Origin of the sequence: Rhizobium sp. FY34, from assembly GCF_005222845.1 — a bacterium.
GTDB lineage: Bacteria > Pseudomonadota > Alphaproteobacteria > Rhizobiales > Rhizobiaceae > Neorhizobium.
The window spans coordinates 263943-283836 of the sequence record NZ_STFZ01000005.1 but is presented as its reverse complement, the minus strand read 5'-3'; the positions used below and the strand labels follow the sequence as shown (position 1 = coordinate 283836).

General features: G+C 60.1%; 17 protein-coding genes. 8 read left to right on the top strand and 9 right to left on the bottom strand.

Annotation, left to right across the window (positions count from 1 at the left end; all coding sequences use genetic code 11):
• Nucleotides 1-3: 3 nt before the first annotated feature.
• The 6 genes from E8M77_RS03230 to E8M77_RS03205 all read right to left on the bottom strand — a co-directional run bounded on the left by E8M77_RS03230 (nucleotide 4) and on the right by E8M77_RS03205 (nucleotide 5180).
• Entirely contained in the window at nucleotides 4-1356 is a 1353-nt protein-coding gene (locus E8M77_RS03230; RefSeq protein WP_137129158.1) for an LLM class flavin-dependent oxidoreductase, read from the bottom strand.
• A 27-nt stretch (nucleotides 1357-1383) separates the two neighbouring features.
• The gene (gene hutC / locus E8M77_RS03225) at nucleotides 1384-2130 is read right to left on the bottom strand and encodes a histidine utilization repressor (RefSeq protein ID WP_137129157.1); all 747 of its coding nucleotides are present in this window, start codon (nucleotides 2128-2130) and stop codon (nucleotides 1384-1386) included.
• A 40-nt stretch (nucleotides 2131-2170) separates the two neighbouring features.
• Nucleotides 2171-2962, bottom strand: a complete 792-nt coding sequence (locus E8M77_RS03220; protein ID WP_137129156.1) for an amino acid ABC transporter ATP-binding protein — start codon at nucleotides 2960-2962, stop codon at nucleotides 2171-2173.
• Nucleotides 2959-3627 (bottom strand): amino acid ABC transporter permease, encoded by a 669-nt coding sequence (locus tag E8M77_RS03215; protein WP_137129155.1) that lies wholly within the window; start codon nucleotides 3625-3627, stop codon nucleotides 2959-2961. The genes E8M77_RS03220 and E8M77_RS03215 overlap by 4 nt, the downstream gene beginning before the upstream one ends.
• On the bottom strand, nucleotides 3624-4265 hold the full coding sequence (locus E8M77_RS03210) for an amino acid ABC transporter permease (RefSeq protein ID WP_137129154.1): 642 nt from the start codon (nucleotides 4263-4265) through the stop codon (nucleotides 3624-3626). Before E8M77_RS03210 ends, E8M77_RS03215 begins: the two co-directional genes overlap by 4 nt.
• A gap of 90 nt (nucleotides 4266-4355) precedes the next feature.
• Complete coding sequence (locus E8M77_RS03205) at nucleotides 4356-5180, bottom strand: transporter substrate-binding domain-containing protein (RefSeq protein WP_137129153.1); 825 nt, start codon at nucleotides 5178-5180, stop codon at nucleotides 4356-4358.
• Nucleotides 5181-5572: 392 nt separating this feature from the next.
• Here E8M77_RS03205 and E8M77_RS03200 point away from each other — a divergent pair, with 392 nt between their 5' ends.
• Both E8M77_RS03200 and E8M77_RS03195 read left to right on the top strand, forming a co-directional pair.
• The gene (locus tag E8M77_RS03200; protein WP_137129152.1) at nucleotides 5573-8293 is read left to right on the top strand and encodes an ABC transporter transmembrane domain-containing protein; all 2721 of its coding nucleotides are present in this window, start codon (nucleotides 5573-5575) and stop codon (nucleotides 8291-8293) included.
• Between the two features lie 39 nt (nucleotides 8294-8332).
• A complete protein-coding gene (locus tag E8M77_RS03195) occupies nucleotides 8333-8797 on the top strand; it encodes a cyclic nucleotide-binding domain-containing protein (RefSeq protein ID WP_137129151.1) in 465 nt (154 codons plus the stop codon).
• A gap of 24 nt (nucleotides 8798-8821) precedes the next feature.
• Here E8M77_RS03195 and E8M77_RS03190 read toward each other — a convergent pair whose 3' ends face one another.
• Both E8M77_RS03190 and E8M77_RS03185 read right to left on the bottom strand, forming a co-directional pair.
• Nucleotides 8822-9304: a class I SAM-dependent methyltransferase gene (locus E8M77_RS03190; RefSeq protein WP_137129150.1), complete on the bottom strand. Its 483-nt coding sequence runs from the start codon at nucleotides 9302-9304 to the stop codon at nucleotides 8822-8824.
• Between the two features lie 37 nt (nucleotides 9305-9341).
• Nucleotides 9342-10685: a nucleotide sugar dehydrogenase gene (locus E8M77_RS03185; RefSeq protein ID WP_246659108.1), complete on the bottom strand. Its 1344-nt coding sequence runs from the start codon at nucleotides 10683-10685 to the stop codon at nucleotides 9342-9344.
• A gap of 191 nt (nucleotides 10686-10876) precedes the next feature.
• Between E8M77_RS03185 and E8M77_RS03180 the strand changes: the two genes are divergently transcribed.
• Nucleotides 10877-11965 (top strand): glycosyltransferase family 4 protein, encoded by a 1089-nt coding sequence (locus E8M77_RS03180; protein ID WP_137129149.1) that lies wholly within the window; start codon nucleotides 10877-10879, stop codon nucleotides 11963-11965.
• On the top strand, nucleotides 11962-12702 hold the full coding sequence (locus E8M77_RS03175; protein WP_137129148.1) for a polysaccharide deacetylase family protein: 741 nt from the start codon (nucleotides 11962-11964) through the stop codon (nucleotides 12700-12702). Before E8M77_RS03180 ends, E8M77_RS03175 begins: the two co-directional genes overlap by 4 nt.
• Before the next feature lies 1 nt (nucleotide 12703).
• On the opposite strand, the gene E8M77_RS03170 is transcribed toward E8M77_RS03175, so the two are convergent.
• The gene (locus tag E8M77_RS03170) at nucleotides 12704-13684 is read right to left on the bottom strand and encodes a glycosyltransferase (RefSeq protein ID WP_137129147.1); all 981 of its coding nucleotides are present in this window, start codon (nucleotides 13682-13684) and stop codon (nucleotides 12704-12706) included.
• 244 nt (nucleotides 13685-13928) lie between these two features.
• Between E8M77_RS03170 and E8M77_RS03165 the strand changes: the two genes are divergently transcribed.
• Genes E8M77_RS03165 through E8M77_RS03150 form a run of 4 tightly spaced genes read left to right on the top strand, consistent with a single transcriptional unit; the run spans nucleotide 13929 to nucleotide 19879 of the window.
• Nucleotides 13929-15812: an ABC transporter ATP-binding protein gene (locus E8M77_RS03165; protein WP_137129146.1), complete on the top strand. Its 1884-nt coding sequence runs from the start codon at nucleotides 13929-13931 to the stop codon at nucleotides 15810-15812.
• On the top strand, nucleotides 15809-17710 hold the full coding sequence (locus E8M77_RS03160; RefSeq protein WP_137129145.1) for an ABC transporter substrate-binding protein: 1902 nt from the start codon (nucleotides 15809-15811) through the stop codon (nucleotides 17708-17710). The genes E8M77_RS03165 and E8M77_RS03160 overlap by 4 nt, the downstream gene beginning before the upstream one ends.
• A 1-nt stretch (nucleotide 17711) precedes the next feature.
• Nucleotides 17712-18710 carry an ABC transporter permease gene (locus E8M77_RS03155; protein ID WP_137129197.1) on the top strand — a complete coding sequence of 333 codons (999 nt, stop codon included), beginning with the start codon at nucleotides 17712-17714 and terminating at the stop codon, nucleotides 18708-18710.
• A gap of 5 nt (nucleotides 18711-18715) precedes the next feature.
• Nucleotides 18716-19879, top strand: a complete 1164-nt coding sequence (locus tag E8M77_RS03150) for an ABC transporter permease (RefSeq protein WP_170975727.1) — start codon at nucleotides 18716-18718, stop codon at nucleotides 19877-19879.
• Nucleotides 19880-19894: the final 15 nt, after the last annotated feature.

Sequence of the window (19894 nt, the reverse complement as noted above, 5' to 3'; positions counted from 1 at the left end):
TCATCAATCCTTCTGCCGGGCAGCCACATAGCGGTTGACCGGCAGCGACAGGCCGAGGTTTTCGCGCAGCGTCGCGCCCTCATATTCGTCGCGGAACAGGCCGCGACGGCGAAGCTCCGGCAGCACAAGCTCGACGAAATCGGAAAGGCTTGCCGGGAGCGTCGGGAACATCAGGATGAAGCCGTCGGCGGCACCGGCTTCAAACCATTCCTCCATAAAATCGGCGATTTCGGTAGGCGTGCCGGTAATGCCATTGCCGGTGCTTTTCTCGGCATAGTGGCGGATGAGATGGCCCAGCGTGTGGCCCTGACGGATGTAGTCCGTCAACTCCTCAAACAGCGCCTTGGAGCCCTTGGGCTCGGCGGGAAGCCGTTCCATCGGGAAGGGCTGGTCGAGGGCGGCGCCGGAAAGATCGGTTTCAAGAAATTCGCCGAGCATCCAGCGCCCGACATCCGGGTGCAGGTTGTTGATGAGGAAATCCACCTTGGCCTGGGCTTCGGCCTTGGTCTCGCCGACATTGACGACGAGGCCCGGCATCATCTTCAGGTCGCTCGTCTGGCGGCCATATTTGGCCATCCTGCCCTTCACATTGTCGGCAAAGGCCTTGTTGCGCTGAAGGTTGGAGGCAAGGCTGAAGACGATTTCCGCCGTGCGGGCCGCCAGTTCCATGCCGGGCTCCGAGCCGCCGGCCTGGGCAATCACCGGGCGCCCCTGCGGCGAGGCGGCGATATTGAGCGGCCCGCGCACCTGGAAATGCGTCCCCTTGTGGTCCAGCGTATGCAGCTTGTCCTTGTCGTGATAGAGTCCTGCCGCCTTGTCGAGGATCAATGCGTCCGGCTCGAAACTATCCCAGAGGCCGAAGACGACATCGACGAATTCCGCGCCGCGCTCATAGCGCCAGCTGTGCGGCGGAAGGCCATCGAAATTATAGTTATAGCCGGTCTCGTCATGATCCGAGGTGACGACGTTCCAGCAGGCACGCCCGCCGCTCAAATGATCGATGGAGGCAAAGATACGCGCCAGATTGAACGGCTCGTAGAAACTGGTGGAGGCGGTGGCCACAAAGCCGAGATTCTCCGTCAGAACCGACAAAGCCGAAATCAGCGATAGCGGCTCGAAACGGTTCATTTTGGTGGGCGAGCGGGCAAGTGCATCGGCATCACCGATGGCGGCGGCTGGAGAATCGGCGAGGAACATGAAATCGAATTTTGCCGCTTCCGAGATTTTCGCGACATTCAGCAGGTGGTCGATCCTGTTCGCACCCTCGACATCGGCAGCCGGATGCCGCCAGCCGGCCGGATTGAAGCCGAACGTATAGACGAAGGTTCCAAGCTTGAGTTTATCGGGACGCGCCATGGCGGCCTCCTTGTTGGGTCTGATGGTTCAGGATCGATCGGGAGAGGATGCGAGCCGGTTGAGCGGCGTGAAGCGGGCCGTCAGCGCATGCTGGTTGCCAGGATAGGTCAGGCGGACGCGGGTGACGGTCTCGTCCAGCCGCCAGGTCTGGCGCTCCACTGTCAACACCGGTGCGCCGGGGCGGATGCCGAGCGCCTCGGCTACGGTTTGCGTTGCCGCATCGGCGGAAATCCGGTGCTGTGCTGCATTCCACGGCACATGCTGCAACAGCCATGGGCCGGGGGCGAGGTCGTCAAACACGGCTGTTTCGGCGGTCGGCACGGTGGCAAGATTGATGATCCGCTCCTCGAGGCAAAAGGGCTCATCGCCGGCCAGATGCAGCACGGTAAGCGATAGCAGTTTTCGGCGCGCACCAAGCGCGCAGGCCTCGCGCTCGAGCGGGGTTGGCAGGCGCAAGGATCGCGAGCGCACCTCGAAACGATAGGCTAGATTGAGCGCGCGAACCTCGTCGCCGACATCATATATGTCGAGAATGGCGCTGTGCGTGTGCTGCGGCAGTACCACGCTGCCGGTCTTGCGCCGCCGCATCAAAAGGCCTGCGCGTGCCAGTTGGTTCAGCGCCTTGCTGACCGTCATGCGTGAGCAGCCATAGGCCTCGGTCAGTGCCTGTTCGGAAGGCACCTTGTGGCCCGGCGGCCATTGACCCGACAGGATATGCCCTTCGATATCGCCAAGGATGCGCTGGTGAAGCGAGGCAGAGGCGGGGCGTCTCATCCCTTCCACAGGCTTTGCCATCTGGTGCAACCGTTCGGTCCTAGGCCAGCATGGAGGCGCCTCGATCCAGATAGGTATCGAGGAACTGTTCAAGGCGCGGATGGCGCGGCTTGGCAAACACATCCGATGGCGCGCCGGTGAAGAGGAGCCGGCCCTGATCGAGAAAACTGATCTGCTGGCCAACGGTTGCGGCAAAGCCGATCTCATGGCTGACGACCACCATGGTCATGCCTTCAACTGCCAGATCGCGCATGACGTTGAGCACTTCACCGGTCAGTTCCGGGTCGAGCGCCGAAGTCGGCTCGTCAAACAGCATGATTTTCGGCGAAAGTGCCAGTGCACGCGCAATCGCCACGCGCTGTTGCTGGCCGCCGGAGAGTTGCGAGGGATAATGTCCGGCGCGGTTTTCAAGGCCGACTTTGCGCAGCTGGATCATGGCGCGGTCTTCGGCCTCAGTCTTTGCAACCTTGTGCACGGTCTTCAAGGCTTCCGAGACATTGCCGAGCGCCGTCATATGCGGCCAGAGATTGAATTGCTGGAACACCATGCCGATCTGCGCCCGCACCGAGCGGATCTGGCCGGCCGGCAGGCGTTCGCGCACGCCCTTGGCGTTTTCGAAGAATCCGAGCGCTTCGCCATTGACGGTGATCATGCCTTCGCTTGCTTCTTCCAAAAAGGCAAGGCAGCGCAACAGTGTGCTCTTGCCGGAACCGGAGGGGCCGATCAGGCAGGAGACCTTGCCCTCTGGAATTTCAAGATCGATGTCCTGTAGCACGGTTGTGGTGCCGAAGCGCTTGACGAGCTTGGAAACGGAAATGGCGGGAAGCGTCATGATGCGGCAAACCTGAAAGTGGACAGACGGGTTTCGGCAAGCCGGCCGAGACGAGCGGCAGCCTCCACGATGACCCAGTAAATGACGGCAAGCAGGAAGATCGCTTCCAGAAAGGCGTATTCCTGCGAGCCAATGGCGCTGACGGTGGTGGTCAGTTCCGGCACGGTGATGATCGACAGGACCGCCGATTCCTTCAGCAGGATGACGGCAAGGTTGACGGAGGGCGGTAAAACGATCAGCGCCATTTCTGGCAGGAGAATGCGCCGGATGATCTGGAAGCGGTTGAGCCCCAGGCATTCGCCGGCCTCCACATGGCCATGCGGCACGGCGCCATAGCCGGCGCGGAACACTTCCGAATAATAGGCCGCCGCATAGATGCTGAGGCACATCAGCCCGCAAGGAACGGGATCAAGCGAAATGCCGATGAAAGGCCCGCCATAATAGGCAAGGAAGATCTGGATGAGGAAAGGCGTGCCGCGCAGCACTTCCACTGCAAGCCCCAGCGGCCAGTCGATCACGCGCCCGCCATAGCGTCTGGCGGTTGCCACGACAAAGCCGAGTGCCACGCCGACCGCCATGCCGGCAATCCAGAGTGCCAGGGTTACGCCAATGCCGCTGATGATTTCCGGCAGGTGGTTCAGGATGACGTTCGGATCAAAGATCATTTGACGGCTCCTGGCAACGCGCGTTCGCCATAGCGACCGGCCAGCGCGACGCTCCAGCAGATGACGAGGTAGATGAGGGCGGCAGCCGAGAAGATTTCGATCGGCATATAGGTGGAGGAGGCGAGATCCTGCGCCATGCGGGTGATTTCCACGATGCCGACGACGGAGACGAGCGAGGAGGATTTGAGGATCATGATCGCCTCGTTCACCAGCGCTGGAAATGTCAGCCGCATGGCAATCGGCACCTTGATGCGCACAAACACCTGGCGCGGTGAAAAGCCCACCATGTCTGCGGCTTCGACCAGACCTTTCGGCACGCTTTCAAAGCCGCCGCGCAGGTTTTCTGCCTGATAGGCTGCCGTGCAGAGCGACATGCCGATGATGGCCGCGACAATGCTTGGCACGTTGAGGCCGATAAAGGGCAGCAGATTGTAGATCAGCAGCAGTTGAACCAGCAGCGGCACGCCGCGAAAAAAGCTGATGAAGAATTCGGCCGGACGGCGATAGGCGCGTCGTCCCGACAGGAGCGCGGCTGAGAGGCCGATCGCGATCAGGAAGCCGATGGCAATCGAAATCGCGCTGATGCCGATCGTCCAGACGGAGGCCTGCACCAGCAGGGTGAAAAGCTTGAACGACATGGTTGATCCATCGCGGGGAGGGCTCCGGGCAAGATGCGCGGGCGGGCGAGGGACGGGCCGGCATCAATCCGGCCCGCAATGATCAATGGCTCAGATTGCCGGTTCCTTGACTGAATCCGGCGTGTCGAACTTGGTGCCGAACCACTTTTCCTGCAGCTTTGCCATGCGGCCATCGCCCTTCATCTTGATGAGGGCTGCATCCACGGCATCCATCAGCGATGCGTAGTCGGCATCCTTACGGCCAACATAGGCAAAGTAGGTCTTCTTGCCGAAGGCCGGCTGCACCACTTCGAACATGCCGGCGCGCTGCTTGGCAACGAAGGCGATATTGGGGAGCGAATTGGCAACGGCGACGATGCGGCCGGCTGCCATATCTGCATAGGCATCGTTGAAGGCGGGATATTCGCGGATATCGACCTTGGTCGGCAGGGTGGCGGAGAATTCGGTCAGCTGCGCCAGCTGTGCGGTTGCCTTGCCAACGCCGACGGCCTTGCCGGCAATGTCTTCCGGCTTAGCGATCGGGGCGCCGGCCTTCTTGAGGATGGCGACGGTTGCTTCGGCAATCGGTGCGGAGAAGCGATAGCGCTCCATGCGGGCCTTGGTGATGGTGGCGGGCCCGGCAACGACATCGAACTTGCCGGCTTCAAGGCCCGGCAGGACGCCCTCCCAGGGAAGCGTGACCCATTCGATCTTGACGCCCAGTTCCTTGCCGATTTCATCGAACATATCGACGTTTAGGCCCGCATGCGTGCCGGCGTCGATGAAATCGAAGGGGGCGAATGCTGTTTCCGTTCCCACTTTCAGCGTGCCGGCAGCCTTGGCCTTGGCCAGCACGTCTTCCGCATGGGCAGAGAGTGTTGCGCCGAAAAGCATGGCGGCGCCGATGGCGGCTTTGAAAAAAGTGCGCTTGTGCATTGTGTAAAGTCTCCCGTTTGCAGGTCTTGCCCGACAGTGCTGTTCCCCGACCGGTTCCTCCGGTCTCTTTTGACTATACAAATAGAGCCAGCCTCCCCATGGCTGTCAATCGCCTTGTTTAAATTTCTTGCACGTATGTTTTTTGGGCATCCTTGGCGTGTGGAAATTCGCCGGATGCAAGCCGTTCGAAATTTCGACACATCACTGTCGGATCAATAAATTCGAATGCAATGAATTGTGACAGCCAGCCGGTCAAAACTAGTCTAAAGGCTGGACGCTATGATTCCCTGTCCGTTTGCGCTGCGCACCGGACATCCTGTATGATGAAACATTGACCTCGGCTGCCCGTTCCGGAACCGCCGCGGCTTGCGGATGCCGATGATACGCTGGTGATGGAAAACAGTCTGCTTCGATATATCTGGAACCATACTCGTCCGCAGCAGGTATGGGTTCTCTTCATCGTGCTCTTGTCGATGGTGCCCTACTTTGCGGCCTTCGACCTACCCAAGCAGATCATCAATGGGCCGATCCAGGGGCAGGGTTTCGAGACGCCGGATACCACCGCCTCCTTCATGGCCTTCGATTTCGTAATGCCGCTCACCGACTGGCACATCAATTTCGACGGCATTCCGCTGGATCGCATGTCAATGCTGATGGCGCTGAGCGGCGTCTTCCTGCTTCTGGTTGTCATAAACGGGCTCTTCAAGTTCTATATCAATACCTACAAGGGCCGTCTTGGCGAACGCTTGCTGCGGCGTATCCGCTTCGAGCTTGTCGACCGGGTGCTGCGCTTTCCGCCAAGCGCGCTCAAGCAATTGCGCGGTGCGGAAGTCTCGACCATGGTCAAGGACGAGGTGGAGCCCTTTGGTGGCTTCACCGGCGATGCCTTCGTGCAGCCCGCGATGCTGGGCGGTCAGGCCATCGCGGCGCTGTTCTTCATTTTCCTACAAAATGTCTGGCTCGGTATGATTGCCGGCGTCATGGTCGCCATTCAGGTGGGCATTATCCCTAAGATGCGTCGTCGTCTGATCGAACTCGGACGCCAGCGGCAGATTACCGCTCGCCATCTGGCCGGTAAGGTGGGGGAAATCGTCGATGGCATCGATACAATCCATGCCTATGACACCTCCAATTACGAGCGTGCCGATATCGCCCACCGGTTGGGGCAGATCTACAGGATCCGCTATGACCTCTATCGTTGGAAGTTTCTCGTCAAGTTCGTCAATAATTTCCTGTCGCAGCTGACGCCTTTCCTGTTCTATTCGATTGGCGGCTATTTCGCTCTGCGCGGCTCGCTCGATGTCGGCCAGCTGGTGGCTGTCATCAACGCGTACAAGGATCTGCCAGGTCCGCTGAAGGAGTTGATCGACTGGGACCAGGCCCGGCAGGACGTGCAGGTGAAATACGAGCAGCTGCTTGAGCAGTTTGATCCGGGCGTGCTGATCGAGCCGGCGCTGCAAGTGGTGACACCGGTGGCGCCTGCCAATCCGGGCGGCGCGCTGTCCGCCCAGAACGTGACGATTGCCGATGGCAGCGGCGCGCGGGTGGTTGAAAACGTCACGGTGCGCATCGACAAGGGCGAGACGGTCGCCATCATCGACAATTCGGGCAGCGGCGCCGAGGCGCTCGCCGAAGCGTTCGGCCGTCTGGTCTGGCCGGTCTCCGGGCGCATCACACTCGGTGATGTCGACATCCTGGAACTGCCCGAATCGGTCACGGGCCGGCGTATCTCCTATGTCTCTGCCGACAGCTATTTCTTCCATGGCAGCGTCAAGGAGAACCTGCTCTACGGCCTGAAACATGCGCCCACTACAACAGTGAGCTATTCCGGACGCGATGCCATCAACCGCCGCTGGGAAATGCATGAGGCCCAGATGGCGGCCAATCCGCATCTTGACCTCAACGCTGACTGGATCGACCGGCGTTCCACATCCATCCTGCGCGGCTTTTCCGATGACCTGAAGCAATCCATGCTGCGGGCGCTTGATGTCGTGCAGCTTACGCCCGATGTGATGGAACTGGCGCTGCATTCCTTCCTTGAGCCGGAAGACAATCCGGGCCTTGCCGAACGGATCGTGCAAATGCGTCACGCCCTGCGCCAGGCGCTGCAGGAAGAGGGGCTAGCCAATATCGTCGCGCATTTCGACCCGGCTGCCTATAATCCGGAAGCGTCGGTGGGTGAGAACCTTATGTTTGCAGCCACCCGCACATCCACTTTCGGCAATGACGATATCACCGAGAGCGATTACGTTTTCGAAGTGCTGAAGGTCGCCAAGCTTTTCGACATGCTCTACGGCATGGGCCTGACGATTGCCGAAGATCTTGTGGAAATCTTTGCCGATCTGCCGCCGGAACATCCCTTCTACCAGCAGCTTGAACGCATTACCGCCGCTGATATCGCCTTCTATCAACAGATTTTGCAGCGTCGGCAGGCGCGCGCAGGCCAGGCCGATACAGAGGAAGACAGGCGGGCCGTCGTGCGGCTCAGCCTGCATTATGTCGAGCCGCGCTATCGCCTGGGTGTGCTGACGCAGGAGATCATGGATGCCGTGGTATCCGCCCGCGACCTCTTCTACCTGAACCTGCCCGCCGAGCTTCGCAATCGCATCGAGCGCTATGACCCGCACCGTTACATGGCGGCGGCAACGTTGCGGGAGAACGTGCTTTTCGGTAAGCTTTCCAACAGGGTAGCTGATGCGCCGGCAAAGATCCGTCAGGTCGCCGGCCGTCTCATGCACGAAAATGGTCTGTTTGAAAGCTTCATCGCGCTGGGGCTTGACTTTGATGTGGGCAATAGTGGCCGGCGCCTGACGCTTGCCCAGCGCCACAAGCTCAGCCTTGCTCGTGCTCTGGTGCGCCGGTCGGATTTTTACATCCTCAACCGTGCGTTGCCGGGCCTCGACAAACGCGTTCAGGAAGAAATTGTCACATCGGTTATTGATTTCCTGCGCGAGCAGGACAATGATCCATCTATTGTATGGGTTCTTTCGAACACATCTTTGTCACGATTGTTTCACCGAGTTGTCGTATTCGACCGGGGTTCAGTCGTCGCGGATGGAGCATTCGAGGCCCTGGACAAGGAAAGTGATATCTACAAATCGCTGGTGGCGTGACCAAGCGCAATGGCGCAAAAAGACGAGGTGGAAGACACCATGTTGCTTAAGGACGAAGTACAGCTTCTACGTAACGTCCCATGCTTCAGCCGGGTAGACCCCTGCAAGCTGAAGCTTATCGCTTTTGCGTCTGCGCGTATCTGTTACGAGCCCGGTGATATCCTGTTTCACCAAGGAGATGTCGCCGATGCCGCCTATGTCATCCTGCGCGGCAATGCGGGTCTCTTCGTGGGCGCCGGCTGTGGCGAGATTAAGATCGGCGATGCCGGTGCCGGTTCAATTCTCGGTGAGATGTGCGTGCTCTGCGATGCGCCACGTGCCGCAACGGTGCGGGCCACCATGCCGATCGAAGCGCTCCGCATCGGCAAGGAATGCCTGCTGAAGGTGATCGCCGACAATCCTCGCATGACGTCGGACATCAGCCGGTCGCTCGCCGAATCACTGCGTGATGCCACCGCTCTGGCCGATCGCCAACCGGTCCGCATGCCGGAGCCCACGCACTGATCTCAATCCGGGCGTGCGTTCTCATCACCGCTTGCGGTAGTGAAAATACCTGCCCGGCTGGATTGTGGGCAGTTGCGGCTGTTCTTCCAGCTCGGGATGCGCCAGCGGTAGACCACTCACCGCATAGCCGCCGCTTTGCAGCATGCCGGCAACCATTTGCGGCAGCCAGGTCAGCGTCACCGCATCCTTGTCGTCATAGCCCGTGCCAATATCGGCATGCACCAGCGCGGAATTCCAGCCCAGGAAGGCTTGGCCCGTCTGGTTGATTTCACCTTCGACAAAATCCTCCGGGGCGGGTGTCGCTGATGCATGGGCGGCAAGCTTACGGTCAAATGCAATGATGCGCCTGCCGTCAAAGCATTCCCGCAGATGACTATAGGTTCGCCCGTTGCCAAGGCCGATCTCGAACACCACGCCTTCGGCCGGCAGGTCTACAAGGCCGCGTACATGGTTGATGAGATCGCGCTGGGCGCTCATGCGGTTGATGAAACTGTCCAGCCGGCTCATCGTCTGCTCCTGGTATTCCTGATTTTGTCTTCCAGGCTCACGCCTTGACGATCCTTTCGCTGACAATGTCGCGCCGTGCAAAGGCGTTGCGCGTATCGATGAGAAGCGGTGCCCAGCTAGCCAGGGCGGCATAATCGATCTGGTCGTGATCTGTGGCGATGACCACCGCATCAAAGCCTGAGACGATTGCCTGCGTCAGGTCCACAGACCGGCGGCCCTTCAAGTGCCCATATTCGCGGGTGCGTGGCACTTCGGCGATAAAGGCGTCGTGATAGGCGACCTCGGCGCTGCGCTCCAAGAGGATTTCCATCAGGCGCAGCGAGGGGCTTTCGCGGATATCCGGCACGTTTTTCTTATAGGCAAGCCCGATGATCAACACGCGCGCGCGGCTGAGCGCCACGCCCGACTTGCGGTCCAGTGCCTCGGCCAGACGCTCGATGATATGGCGGGGCATTGCCGTGTTGATTTCGCCGGCAAGCTCGATGAAGCGTGTCGGCTGGTCGAATTCGCGGGATTTCCAGGTCAGATAAAAGGGGTCGATCGGGATACAGTGGCCGCCAAGGCCGGGGCCGGGATAGAAGGGCATATAGCCGAAGGGTTTCGTCTTGGCCGCGTCGATCACCTCCCAGATATCGATGCCCATCGCGTCATAGACAAGCTTCAATTCGTTGACGAGAGCGATGTTGACGGCGCGAAACACGTTTTCGGTCAGCTTTACGGCTTCGGCGGTGCGCGTGCCCGAGACCGGCACGATGGTTTTTACCACCGCGCCGTAAAAGGCCTTCATCAGTTCGGATGCCTGTTCGCCATCGCCGGCCACCACTTTGGGGATGGTTGATGTCTCGAAGTCGCGATTGCCGGGATCTTCGCGCTCGGGCGAATAGCCGAGATAGAAATCGCGCCCCGCCACAAGACCTGTTGCCTCGAGGATCGGCTTCATCACCTCTTCCGTGGTGCCGGGATAGGTGGTCGATTCCAGCACGATCAGCTGGCCGGGTCGCAGGGTCTCGGCAATCAGCCGGCAGGTATTTTCCACATAGGAGAGATCGGGATCGCGGTGGCGCGTCAAAGGTGTCGGCACGCAGATGGCAATCACATCGCATTCGGCAAGCCTTGCGAAATCGCAGGTGGCGGCAAACCGGCCGGCGCTATGTTCCTGTGCCAGCACCGCATCCGGCACGGCATCGATATAGCTTTTATGGGCGTCGATATGGCTGATCTTGTCCGGGTCGATGTCGAAACCCAGCACGGTGAAGCCGGCGCGCGCTATGCTCATGGCAAGGGGCAGCCCGACATAGCCGAGCCCGATCACGCCGGCTTTTGCCGTGCGCGCCTCAAGGGCGGCAAGAAGGTCCGGCCGGCTGTTCTGGTGTGGATCCACGTGCGGTGCTCCGAAAATTTTAGCAGGATTTCAAGTGCATCAGTTGAGTTGCGCAAGGCCCGCTGTCAAGATCACGCGCGCTCACGCACAGTCAATACGTTTACGCAAAACCCTGGATGAGGCTTTGCGCGGGCGGCTTTCTACGCGGGGTGTCTTGCATTTTTTCGCAAGCCGCGTCCTATCTGGCCACTATGAAAATCGCCTTCTATGCGCCGCTGAAATCTCCCGACCATCCTGTACCCTCCGGCGACCGGCTGATGGCGCAGCAATTGCTGCAGGCGCTGGAACTGGCCGGCCATCAAGTGGACATCGCCTCCCGCTTTCGCGCCTATTGCGGCACGCCCGAAGTGCCGCAAGAGCGTGGCGTCAAGGCAGAGAGCGAAATCCGCCGGATTGCCAAGGACTGGGCGGATCGCGGCGCACCGGATCTGTGGTTCTGCTACCACCCCTATTACAAGGCGCCGGATCTGCTCGGCCCGGCGCTCTGCCAGCAATTCTCACGTCCCTATGTGACGGTGGAGACTTCCTATTCGAGACGCCGCAATATCGGCGACTGGCAGGCGGCCCAGGATCTTGTGCTCGCCGGCATCGGCCAGGCATCCGTCAATATCTGCCTGACGGATCGTGACCGGCGCGGCATTCAGGATGTCGCACCGCAGGCAAGGCTTGCACATCTGCCGCCCTTCATCGATCCGCAGGCCTTTCTGGCGCTGGAACCGCAGCCGCAAAAGTACCGGCTGGTCACCGTGGCAATGATGCGACCCGGCGACAAGCTGGAGAGTTACCGAGCGCTGGCGGCGGCTCTTTCCAGGCTCACCTCTGTCGACTGGACCCTTGATATTGTCGGCGACGGCCCGGCACGTGCCGAAGTCGAGGCGGCGTTTTCTGCCATCCCACTCGGGCGCGTCAACTGGCTTGGCCAGAAAACCAAGGATGAGATTGCCGCCATTCTCTCCACCTCCGCCGTCTATGTCTGGCCCGGTCATGGCGAGGCTTACGGGCTTGCCTATCTGGAGGCGCAGGCTGCCGGCATCCCGGTCATCGCGCAGCGCGTGGCGGGCGTGCCGGAAGTGGTTGAAGATCTCAGAACCGGGCTTCTGGTCGCGCCGGACGATGACCTTGCCTTTGCGGAGGCGATTGCACGGCTGTTGAGCGACGAGGCGTTGCGCCAGCACCTTGGCCGCAATGCAAGGGAATTTGTGGGCGAGGAACGATCGCTGGAGGCGGCGGCAAGCCGGTTGCATTCAATCCTTCAGGCATGCAGGGGAGATCTACGATGAACAGCGACGCGGTGAAGCGGCATCTCGACCGGTTGGCGGGTGAGGGCAAGTCCATTCGCTTCTGGCTGCGTGATGACGATGCGGTACAGCCGACGCCGGCCCTTCAGCGCCTTCTGGCGCTCACTGCGCACTATCCTGTGCCGCTGGTTCTGGCCGTCATTCCCGAAGAGACCGGTGTTGAGCTGGCGGATCTTCTGTCGGTGCTCGATCATGTTCGGGTGGCTGTGCATGGCTGGTCGCATTGCAGCTACAGCATTCCGCCGGCAAAAAAGCAGGAGCTTGGCCTTGATCGTCCAATAACCGAGGTGCTGGCTGAATTGCAGGCGGGCTTTGCCAAGCTGCAATCGCTCTATGGTTTGCAGTTTGAGCCGATGCTGGTGCCGCCATGGAACCGGATCGCGCCTGAAATCGTCGATGCACTCCCGGCTCTCGGTTTTGAAAGCCTCTCGGTGTTCGGACGCGAAAAACAGGCGGTGCTCTCCGTGCTCAATACGCATGTGGATCTTATGGATTGGCGCGGAACCGGTGGCGGAAAGCCGGCGGATCAGCTGTTTGCAGAAGTTCTCGCCTGCATGATAGCCGAAAAGCCGGTGCCGTCGATTGGCGTTCTGGCCCATCACCTAGTCCATGACGACAATGCCTGGGCCTTCCTCGAACAGCTTTTTGCCCTGACGGCTGCTCACCCGGCCTGCCGCTGGGTGGCGCCCGGAGAGATGCTGCGCGCCAGAGCCAACTGATCTACCAGGACTTCCAGCCGATCAGCAGGCCGGCATCCTCGGCAAGCGCTTTGGCGCGGGCTGCCTCGACATCGGCCATCGGCGCGCGGCGCTTGAGAATGGTCGCCACAAACTGCGCGTCCGGCACGCTGAAACTCGTCCCGCGAAACAGAAGCGTCATGATGAGAGGCCCGGTTGACCACCAGGCCGGACCATCGGGCAGAAGCCGCGTCGCTTGCGGCAGGATAGCGAGCAGCCGCGCAAAGAGCGGATGGCCGGCTGGTGTGGCGATGAAGGAATTGGTGAGCAGCAGCGAGCCCATGCCTGTCTCACGCGGTGTATCTTCGGCCAGCGCCGAAAGGCCGCAAAGTGGCAGAAGATCGGCAAAGGACAGGTCGTCGCGGGCGGGATACCAGTCGCAATCGAGATAAATGCCTCCCTGCGCATGAAGAATGAAATAGCGGGCAATATCGACGGCACCCGGATAATCGCCCTGCTCCATCATCTGCTTGAAGGCGGGATGCGCTTCAACGCCCAGTGCTGCAAGATCCTCCTCCCGCCAGAGCTGGTAGTCGAAGCCATGTGCCTTGGCATGCGCCCGCCAGGCTTCAACGGCCGGCGGCACCGGAAGGGTGCCGAGCCAGATTTGATGCAGGATGCGTGGCACCGGCTGCGCATTGAACGCGTTCATCTCGCGCCGCTCGGTGCTGTTGAATGTTACGAGGGGTGCCAACAGCGAAGGCGGTGGCACCAGCGTGTGCTGCAGCCCGATCCGCTCGATCTGCGCGCCCTCGCGCTTGGCAAGTTTCAGATAGGTCGAATGCAGCTTGCGCGGATAGCCGAGACTGGTTTTTGCGCCGAGCGCCGGATCGGCAAGGGCAGTCGCATCTGCCGCCAATTCATCCAGCAAAACCCGCGCCTGGGAACAAAATCCCTGCTCTATCAGTTCGCGAGCAGCCACAAGAATTTCGCGCGGCGTGGATGGCGGGGACGTATCGGACATGTTTACCTGCAGTTTGGATCGATCGATGGGCGTTATTCAGCGGTTTCTGACAAGACCACAGGCATCCAGCCGAATGATGTCATCTTTTCGAAATGGATTTCGTCCACTCCTTCCCGCGACAGGCCGTTTCCGACTTGTAGGTGTTCGTCATGGACAGAGGCAATATGCTGAGATACGGTTTGCGAAAACAATGGGAACTTACCGTTTGCGCCAAGCGCAAAAAGGCCTCCGGGAAACATAATGCATGACCGTAAGCGCAGATCTGCTCCGTATTGACGGACTGTCTGTTTCCTTCCCCCTGTGGGGAGGCAGCATTGAAGCCATCAAGAGCATCAGCATGCGAATTCGGCCGGGCAAGGTCACCGCGCTTGTCGGTGAATCCGGGTCTGGCAAGTCCGTGCTCGGTCGGGCGATCGTCGGCATCGAAACACCGAGCGCAGTCACGCGGGGCAGCATTGTGTTTACCGATCCGGACACGGGCGAGCAGACGGATCTGTTGAAATTACCGCCGGACGGACGGGCCATGCGTGCGGTGCGCGGCAACCGTATTGGCATGATATTCCAGGAGCCGATGACCTCTTTCTCGCCGATGCACACCATCGGCAACCAGATCGAGGAAGTGCTGAAGATTCACACGGTGCTGACGATTGCGGAACGTCGGGAACGCTGCGAGGAAATGCTGGGTCTTGTCGGTTTTGCCGATCCGGTCCGTGCGTTTGAAATGTATCCGTTCGAATTGTCGGGCGGCATGCGCCAGCGCGCGATGATCGCCATGGCGCTGGTGTGCAAGCCGTCTTTGTTGATTGCTGACGAGCCGACCACTGCGCTCGACGTGACGATCCAGGCGCAGATCCTGCGGCTTTTGCGGGAATTGCAGGAGAAGCTTGGCATGGCCATGCTTCTCATCACCCATGATCTCGGGGTTGTCGCCAGCATGGCCGACGAGGTTGTTGTCGTCTATCGCGGCGAGGTGATGGAATCCGGTCCGGTCGAGGCGATTTTCCGCCATGCCGGCCATGCCTATACGAAGGGCCTGATGGCGGCGGTGCCGGATTTCGACAAGCCGCGCGAGACGCGGCTTAAGCCCTTGCGCGAAATCGAGGTGAATGCGGCGTGCCTGATGGACCGCAATGAGGCGGCGACCGACTTGCCAGACGTATTGCTCAGCGTGCGCAATGTTTCAAAATCCTTCACGTCCAAGCGCTCCGGTGGCTATGGCATGGCGCGTGCACCGGTCACGCTGGCCGTCGATGATGTGAGCTTCGATATCATGCGTGGCGAGACGCTGGGTCTGGTCGGCGAAAGCGGCTGCGGCAAGACCACGCTGAGCAAGATTCTGATGCGCGGTGTCACGGCTGATGCCGGCAGCGTCACCTTCAATGGCGGGCAAGGCCCGCTCGATGTACTGCATGCGCAAGGTGATGCACTGACGACGCTGCGCACCCGCATCCAGATGGTGTTCCAGGACCCGGTTTCCTCGCTATCGCCGCGTATGACCGTGCGCAATATCATTGGCGAGCCTCTGGAGATTCACCGCCGTGGCGATGCAAAGGCACGTCTGGAGGCCACCCGTCGTCTGATCCGGGCGATCGGCCTGCCGGAAAGCGCCATGAGCCGCTATCCGCACAGTTTTTCCGGCGGGCAGCGCCAGCGTATCGGCATCGCCCGCGCGCTGGCACTCGGGCCGGATCTTCTAATCTGCGACGAACCCGTCTCGGCACTGGATGTGTCCATCCAGGCGCAGATCCTCAACCTGATGAAGGATCTGAAGAAGGAGCTTGGCCTCACCTATCTGTTCATCTCGCACAATCTGGCCGTTGTGAACTACATGGCAGACCGTGTGGCAGTGATGTATGCCGGCCGCATCGTCGAGATCGCTCCTTGCGATGTCATCATGCGCCATCCGGTGCATCCCTACACGAAGAAGCTTCTGGCGGCCGTGCCGCTTCCCAATCTCGACCGCCCGCTTGATTTCGATATGCTCGGCAAGCCAAGCGCGCAGTCGAAGAAGGATTGGGCACGCCAGTTCCAGTCGGATGAGGCTGACGACCTGTCGCATGCCGATCTCGGCGGCGGCCATTTCGTGCTGGCGCGTCGCAATGTCGATATCAAGGAGTTGCGGCCATGATGACCCGCCGCCATGCCTTGGCACTTTTGGCCGGCACGCTTGTGCCGCAAAAGCTGTTCGCCGCCTTTCTCGAATCCGATTATATCGAAACCATGGAAACGGCGTCGCCGCTGCCGCCGGTGGCCGAGCGTTTGCCGAAGAACCCGCGTGTGGTCAACCTTGCCGCATCCGGCAGATTGCCGGGCGCCCATGGCGGCACGATCCGCATGCTGATCGGCGGCCAGCGCGATATCCGCTACATGCCGATGATCTCCTATGCGCGCCTTGTCGGCTATAATGAGAAGCTGGAGATACAGCCGGATCTCGTCGAAAGCTACGAGGTGAAGGATGAGCGAGTCTTCACCTTCCGCCTGCGTGACGGGCATCGCTGGTCGGATGGCAGCGAATTCACGGCTGACGACTTTCGCTATGTGTGGGACGATATGTTCCATCACAAGAAGCTGTTCAAAGGCGGCATTCCCGCCAACCTGAAGATCAATGGCGAGGGACCGCGCTTTGAGGTGCTTGATCGGCTGACAGTCCGTTATACCTGGGCCGATCCCAATCCGGATTTCCTCACCGATCTTGCCTCGCCATCACCTGTGCGGCTGATGCAGCCTGCCGCCTATCTCAAGCAGTTCCACATCAACTATCAGACCAAGGAAAAGATGGCGGAGCTGATTGCGCGCGAAAAAGTGGAGGACTGGGTTGCCCTTCACCAGCGCATGTCGCGCAGCGTGCGGCCGGAAAACCCGGACCTGCCGACGCTGGATGCTTGGTGCAACCGCACCGCACCGCCGGCGGGACGTTTCGTCTTCGAGCGCAATCCCTATTACCACCGCGTCGATGAAAACGGTCGTCAGCTTCCCTATGTCGATCGCGTCCTGCTGGATGTCAGTTCCTCGGACCTGATTGCCGCAAAGACCGGCACCGGCGAAAGCGATCTGCAATTCACCAATCTCGACTTTGCCGATTATACCTTCCTGAAGAATGCCGAACAGCGCTATCCCATGACTGTCGATCTGTGGAAGCGCATCCAGGGTTCGCGCGTCTGTCTGATCCCCAATCTCAATTGCAAGGATGATGGCTGGCGCGCCGTGTGGCGCGATGTGCGGGTGCGCCGGGCATTGTCGCTGGCCATCAATCGCCGTGAGATCAACAAAGCAGTGTTCTTCGGTCTTGCGCAGGAAAGCAGCAATGCGCTTTTGCCGGAAAGTCCGCTTTACCGGGATAGCTACCGCAATGCCTGGTCGGGCTTCGATCCGGTGCGGGCAAACCAGCTGCTGGACGAGGCGGGCCTTGCCAGGCGGGATGCCGAAGGCATCCGGCTTTTGCCCGATGGCCGGCCGGCCAAGGTGATCGTCGAATCCATGGGCGAAAACAGCGTGGAAGGCGATGTGCTGGAACTCATCCGCGACTACTGGGTGGAAATCGGCTTTCGCATCTATGTGCGAACCTCGCAACGCGAACTTGTGCGTCGCCGGGTCAAGGGCGGCGATACGATCATGACCGTCGGCCAGGGCATCGACAATGGCGTGGCAACCGCCGACATGTCGCCGAAAGAGCTGGCGCCGACCACCGACGACCAGCTGCAATGGCCGCTCTGGGGGCTGTTTGCCCTGTCGGGTGGCAGCGATGGCAAGGCGCCGGACATGCCGGAAGCCGCTGCGCTTTATGAATTGCTGCTGGCCTGGCGGGCAAGCGAGAATACCGCGCAGCGCGAGGGCATCTGGCACGAGATGCTCAGCCTATTCACCGACCAGGTCTTCACCATCGGCACCGTCAACGCCACGCTGCAGCCGCTTGTCCAGGCGCGCAACCTGCGCAACCTGCCGCGTGAAGGGCTCTATGGCTTCGATCCCATGTCCTATCTCGGCATCTATATGCCCGACACCTTCTGGTATGACCGCAATGCGTGAGCTGATCCGTTATATTCTCTGGCGCTTTCTGGTGATGATCCCGACACTTGTGCTGATCTCGATGCTGATCTTCACCATCATCGAACTGCCGCCGGGCGATTACTTTGAAAGCTATGTCGAGGAGTTGAAGGCGATCGGCGAGAAGGCCGACCTGCAGGAAATCGAGGATCTGCGCGCCCGCTATGGCTTCGACCAGCCCATGCCGATCCGCTACCTGAACTGGGTGGGCGGCATGATGGTCGGCGATTTCGGCTATTCCTTCGAATACCGGCTGCCGGTCTCGGACGTGGTGGGAGATCGCCTGTGGCTGACGATCCTCGTTTCCACGGTGACGATTATCCTCACCTGGCTTCTGGCGTTTCCCATCGGCATCTATTCGGCCACTCACCAGTATAGCTGGGGTGATTACGGACTGACGCTTCTAGGGCTCATCGGTCTTGCCGTGCCCAATTTCGTCCTGGCGCTGATCCTGATGTATCTCGCCAATATCTGGTTCGGCACATCGATCGGCCATCTGATGGACCAGCAATATATGACCGAGCCGATGAGTTGGGCGAAGTTCAAGTCGATCCTCGAGCATATCTGGATACCGGTCATCATCATCGGTACGGCGGGCACAGCCGGCATGGTGCGCCGCGTGCGCGCCAACCTGCTGGATGAGTTGCACAAGCAATATGTCATGACGGCCAAGGCCAAGGGCCTGCACCCGTTCAAGGTGCTGATGAAATATCCACTGCGCATGTCGCTGAATTTCTTCATCTCTGACATAGGCTCCATCCTGCCGGCCGTCATTTCCGGTGCTGAAATCACTGCCGTGGTTCTGTCGCTCGAAACCACAGGACCCATGCTGATCCGGGCGCTGCAGAGCCAGGACATGTATCTGGCTGGCTCCTTCCTGATGTTTCTCGCCTTCCTCACCGTCATCGGCGTACTCGTGTCTGATATCGCACTTGCTTTGCTTGACCCGCGCATCCGCCTTCAGGGAGGCAGCACGAAGTGACCGGTATCCTTAACAATCGTAGCAGCGACCTGCCGCATTATGTGCGCGAAGCGCCTTTCGATCCCTATGCCGACGATGCCGCTTCCGGCAATGCGATGCTGGACCAGGCCTCGCAGATCAAGCTCATGTGGTGGCGGTTCAAGCGGCATAGGCTGGCACTCATTTCGGGCATTGCGCTCCTGATCGCTTATATCACGATCGCCATCGTCGAGATCGTCGCGCCCTACAAGGTGCATACCCGCAACATGGATTTCATCTATGCGCCGCCGCAAGCCGTGCATCTCTTCCATGAGGGATCCTTTGTCGGGCCTTTCGTTTACGGCCAGACGATGAACCTCGACATGCAGACGCTGCGGCGCGTCTATACCGACAATACAAACGACGTGCAGCGCCTGCGCTTCTTCTGTCAGGGTGAGACCTATCATTTCTGGGGCATGGTGGAAGCCAGCCTGCACCTCGTCTGCCCGGCAGAAAACGGCCATGTCTTCCTGCTCGGAACCGACCGGCTGGGGCGTGACATCTTCTCGCGCATTCTCTATGGCGCCCGCATTTCGCTGACCATCGGCCTTCTCGGCGTCATGACGAGCTTCGTTCTCGGCATCGTGATCGGCGGTCTTGCCGGCTATTGGGGCGGCTGGTTCGATCTGGTTGTCCAGCGCGTCATCGAGGTGCTTCAGTCCATCCCCACCATTCCGCTTTGGCTGGCGCTTGCCGCCATCATGCCGGTCGATTGGAGCCCGCTCTTCGTCTATCTCGGAATCACTTTCATCCTAGGGCTTCTCGACTGGACGGGTCTTGCCCGCGCCGTGCGTTCCAAGCTGCTGGCCCTGCGCGAAGAGGATTATGTGCTGGCGGCCCAGCTGATGGGCGGCGGCAGTGCGCGCATCATCGGACGGCATCTGGTGCCCGGTTTCATGTCGCATCTGATTGCCAGCGCCACGCTGACGATTCCCGGCATGATTCTGGGTGAAACCACGCTGAGCTTCCTTGGCCTTGGTCTTCGCCCGCCCATCACCAGTTGGGGTGTGTTGCTCACGGAAGCGCGAACGGTGAGTGTATTGGCGCTCTATCCTTGGCTTCTGTTCCCCGTCATCCCGGTCATTTTCGTCATCCTCGCCTTCAATTTCCTCGGCGATGGTCTTAGAGATGCCGCCGACCCGTACAAATGAGACATTCGGATTGCG

What these genes read in the sequence shown, in the direction of transcription:
- E8M77_RS03195 (WP_137129151.1), top strand. Translation starts at nt 8,333, where the DNA reads ATGTTGCTTAAGGACGAAGTACAGCTTCTACGTAACGTCCCATGCTTC.
- E8M77_RS03230 (WP_137129158.1), bottom strand. Translation starts at nt 1,356, where the DNA reads ATGGCGCGTCCCGATAAACTCAAGCTTGGAACCTTCGTCTATACGTTC.
- E8M77_RS03210 (WP_137129154.1), bottom strand. Translation starts at nt 4,265, where the DNA reads ATGTCGTTCAAGCTTTTCACCCTGCTGGTGCAGGCCTCCGTCTGGACG.
- E8M77_RS03220 (WP_137129156.1), bottom strand. Translation starts at nt 2,962, where the DNA reads ATGACGCTTCCCGCCATTTCCGTTTCCAAGCTCGTCAAGCGCTTCGGC.
- E8M77_RS03190 (WP_137129150.1), bottom strand. Translation starts at nt 9,304, where the DNA reads ATGAGCCGGCTGGACAGTTTCATCAACCGCATGAGCGCCCAGCGCGAT.
- E8M77_RS03175 (WP_137129148.1), top strand. Translation starts at nt 11,962, where the DNA reads ATGAACAGCGACGCGGTGAAGCGGCATCTCGACCGGTTGGCGGGTGAG.
- hutC (WP_137129157.1), bottom strand. Translation starts at nt 2,130, where the DNA reads ATGAGACGCCCCGCCTCTGCCTCGCTTCACCAGCGCATCCTTGGCGAT.
- E8M77_RS03170 (WP_137129147.1), bottom strand. Translation starts at nt 13,684, where the DNA reads ATGTCCGATACGTCCCCGCCATCCACGCCGCGCGAAATTCTTGTGGCT.
- E8M77_RS03215 (WP_137129155.1), bottom strand. Translation starts at nt 3,627, where the DNA reads ATGATCTTTGATCCGAACGTCATCCTGAACCACCTGCCGGAAATCATC.
- E8M77_RS03180 (WP_137129149.1), top strand. Translation starts at nt 10,877, where the DNA reads ATGAAAATCGCCTTCTATGCGCCGCTGAAATCTCCCGACCATCCTGTA.
- E8M77_RS03160 (WP_137129145.1), top strand. Translation starts at nt 15,809, where the DNA reads ATGATGACCCGCCGCCATGCCTTGGCACTTTTGGCCGGCACGCTTGTG.
- E8M77_RS03200 (WP_137129152.1), top strand. Translation starts at nt 5,573, where the DNA reads ATGGAAAACAGTCTGCTTCGATATATCTGGAACCATACTCGTCCGCAG.
- E8M77_RS03205 (WP_137129153.1), bottom strand. Translation starts at nt 5,180, where the DNA reads ATGCACAAGCGCACTTTTTTCAAAGCCGCCATCGGCGCCGCCATGCTT.
- E8M77_RS03165 (WP_137129146.1), top strand. Translation starts at nt 13,929, where the DNA reads ATGACCGTAAGCGCAGATCTGCTCCGTATTGACGGACTGTCTGTTTCC.